The 2,751-nt window shown below is 38.6% G+C and carries 3 protein-coding genes and 1 pseudogene; all 4 read left to right on the forward strand.

The window, feature by feature from the left end:
- On the forward strand, positions 1-670 hold a 670-nt coding region (locus ACTHUG_RS11145), incomplete at its 5' end, for a DUF2345 domain-containing protein (protein WP_440422246.1).
- Entirely contained in the window at positions 663-1,793 is a 1,131-nt protein-coding gene (locus ACTHUG_RS11150; RefSeq protein ID WP_440386798.1) for a DUF6402 family protein, read from the forward strand. The genes ACTHUG_RS11145 and ACTHUG_RS11150, both read left to right, overlap by 8 nt.
- 11 nt (positions 1,794-1,804) lie before the next feature.
- Positions 1,805-2,242 (forward strand): hypothetical protein, encoded by a 438-nt coding sequence (locus tag ACTHUG_RS11155; protein ID WP_440386797.1) that lies wholly within the window; start codon positions 1,805-1,807, stop codon positions 2,240-2,242.
- 92 nt (positions 2,243-2,334) lie between these two features.
- A pseudogene (locus tag ACTHUG_RS11160) lies at positions 2,335-2,751 on the forward strand (transposase); the annotation flags it as partial.

The raw sequence follows: 2,751 nt of genomic DNA on the forward strand, positions 1-2,751 counted from the left end.
GGCCGGCATCGCCACCACAACAGAGCAAAGCCAACTGCATACCGCCAATGAAAACATCCACCTTATCAGCGGCAACCATACCGACATTACCGCCGGCCAAAGCCTGACCGCCCATGCGGCAGAGAGCCTTAACCTATTTGCGCAAAGCAGCGGCATCAAGATGCAGGCCAATCAGGGTGCAGTCACTGTACAGGCACAGAATGACGAGTTGCAGCTGAATGCTTTGAAGGATGCAACGTTAACCAGCAGCGCAGGGAAGATCACCATTGCGGCGAAGGAAGAGATTCTGATTACCTGCAAAGGGGCGTATATCAAGCTGTCGAATGGGGAAGTTGAGATCGGGAGTCCGAAGGTGGTGCGGGTGAGGGCGCCGTTGGTGGTGAATGGGGCGAATAGCCGTACTTTCAATATGCCCCTACTGAATCCCAAAGATTTATTTAGTCTTGCTTTTGAATTGATTGATGAAAAAACAGGTAGAAAAATTACTAACCGTCCGTTTGTTGTCATAGATGAAACAGATTCCAATAAGGTCATTATTGGGAAAACCAACAAATATGGACGAACAGGGATGAATAAACATTTGATACGTAACTCTGCAAAAGTAAGATTTTTGGAACAGTTGGAAATTGCAGTTTTGAAAGAAGAGCAAGAGGATAATAAAAATGAATGAATATATTACTTTTACCTATTTTGACACAGATAAAAATCAAGAAATGACCATCAAGTGCGATGCTACTTCACTTTGTCAAAACTTACCCTCATATAAGGGAAAAAAATCGAATGAACAACATGTTGTACAGCAAATGACTACTGTATTTAAATTAACTGATTTACCCAATGCTTTACGTGCGCATGGTAAAAAGCATACTGGACATGTTTGGGAGAAAGCGGCAAAAATGCAGGAAAAGTGGTTCAATAGTCCCGCGAAAATAATGCCGGCGAAAATCAAGAAAGCATTAGATACTAATTGGCCAGCTGATTTGGTTTTAACAGATTATTATACTTTGGATTGGCTAGAGAAAGCCAATATAACAGGTGTCGTTACGAAAGGAATTGAGCGTTTGCTAAAAGGCAGGCATCGTCTTAGAAAAATGGGTATTGAAAAGGGATGGAACAGACAAGTACCAAACTGTATTTACAATAACGCAGCAAAAGATAAGCTAAAAACATTGAATGATGAGGTTTATGATGAATTAAGGAAAGTTTATGGTGATACTAAACATTTTCTTTTGAAAACAAAAGATATGCAGAAATTCCACAAATATTTCTCGTTCCAAAATTACAGTTTGTTTGATGCTTGGGATAAAGCTGTATTGGCATTTGGTGATCGTATTATGAAAGATGAGTTTTTTGCTACGGTTGCAGGTTGTTCTCTGATTGCTGCTATAGGCAAATACAGGATGCCGTCGAACAAATTGGTTGTAGAGAGTGTTTATCTTTATGTTAGAGATACATTTGATTTTAACAATGACAGAGATAAAAAAGGCAGAGAAACAGAGAATCAGTATTTGGGACATTGGAACCATACAGGGTTCAATGTATTTTATCTTCACCAGGGATTAGATAAACTAAATCAGGTAGTAGATATTACCCCGAAACCTATTATGGCTAGTTCCTTTATTGCTATGCCGTCAACACATTTTAATTCAGCCAAAGAAAATATATATTTCCCAGTTAGAAACAATCATTTCAATAAATGGAGAGCGTTAAATAAACGTGGTGGTGATTTGCTGATATTCTCATCATTGAAAGAATTTCGTTGTGACCCCCCGATTGAAGTAGAACTAAAATAGGTAGTAGAACCATGTTTAAAAAAATTGCTTTAATAGTAACTATTGTGCTAGCTATAATTTTGTCTTATTCTTATTTTAGATATAGTGCATATTGTTTCTATAAGGAAAAAACTTTATCTAGTTATCAAATTCCTATTGATGGAGACCAATGTGAAAGATTTAATGTTATTGAGAATAAAAAAATTATTGTTTGCTTAGATAATGTAGGTAATTTTTTAAGTATAGACGGTCTTAATTCTGGAATATATTTATATGATGAACAAGGTAAATTATTATCTTTTTATTATCTGTATAACGAAGTTTGGCAAGGTATGCCGTTAGACTTAAGATTAGATGAAAAAGGTATATTCAAATTAGGCCTATATGCTCAAACAGAACCCTTTTCTATAAACCCATCTATTTTTCATAGGATAGAAGCAAAATTTATTGGTAATCTATGCTATAAATAAAATTTATATCTATATTTTTTATATAACTAGAGACCTTTGCAAAATTCCCCAAAATCCCCTAAATTCCCACCAAGACATTTAGGGGATTTTCCATGACCACCTTCTTTCAGCAAACCGCACAAGCCATGATTGCCAAACACATCGACCGCTTCCCACTATTGAAGTTGGATCAGGTGATTGATTGGCAACCGATCGAATAGTACCTGAATCGTCAAAAAAACCGTTACTTCCGAGACCACCGCGGCCGTCCCGCCTATCCCCTGTTGTCCATGTTCAAAGCCGTCCTGCTCGGACAATGGCACAGCCTCTCCGATCCCGAACTCGAACACAGCCTCATCACCCGCATCGATTTCAACCTGTTTTGCCGTTTTGACGAACTGAACATCCCCGATTACAGCACCTTATGCCGCTACCGCAACTGGCTGGCGCAAGACGACACCCTGTCCGAATTGCTGGAACTGATTAACCGACAACTGGCCGAAAAAAACCTAAAAGTAGAGAAGGCATCC

Source organism: Neisseria sp. P0022.S009, from assembly GCF_051956675.1.
GTDB lineage: Bacteria > Pseudomonadota > Gammaproteobacteria > Burkholderiales > Neisseriaceae > Neisseria.

Bases quoted from the DNA above. Each gene is read 5' to 3' on its own strand.
- ACTHUG_RS11150 (WP_440386798.1), top strand. From the start codon at position 663: ATGAATGAATATATTACTTTTACCTATTTTGACACAGATAAAAATCAA.
- ACTHUG_RS11155 (WP_440386797.1), top strand. From the start codon at position 1,805: ATGTTTAAAAAAATTGCTTTAATAGTAACTATTGTGCTAGCTATAATT.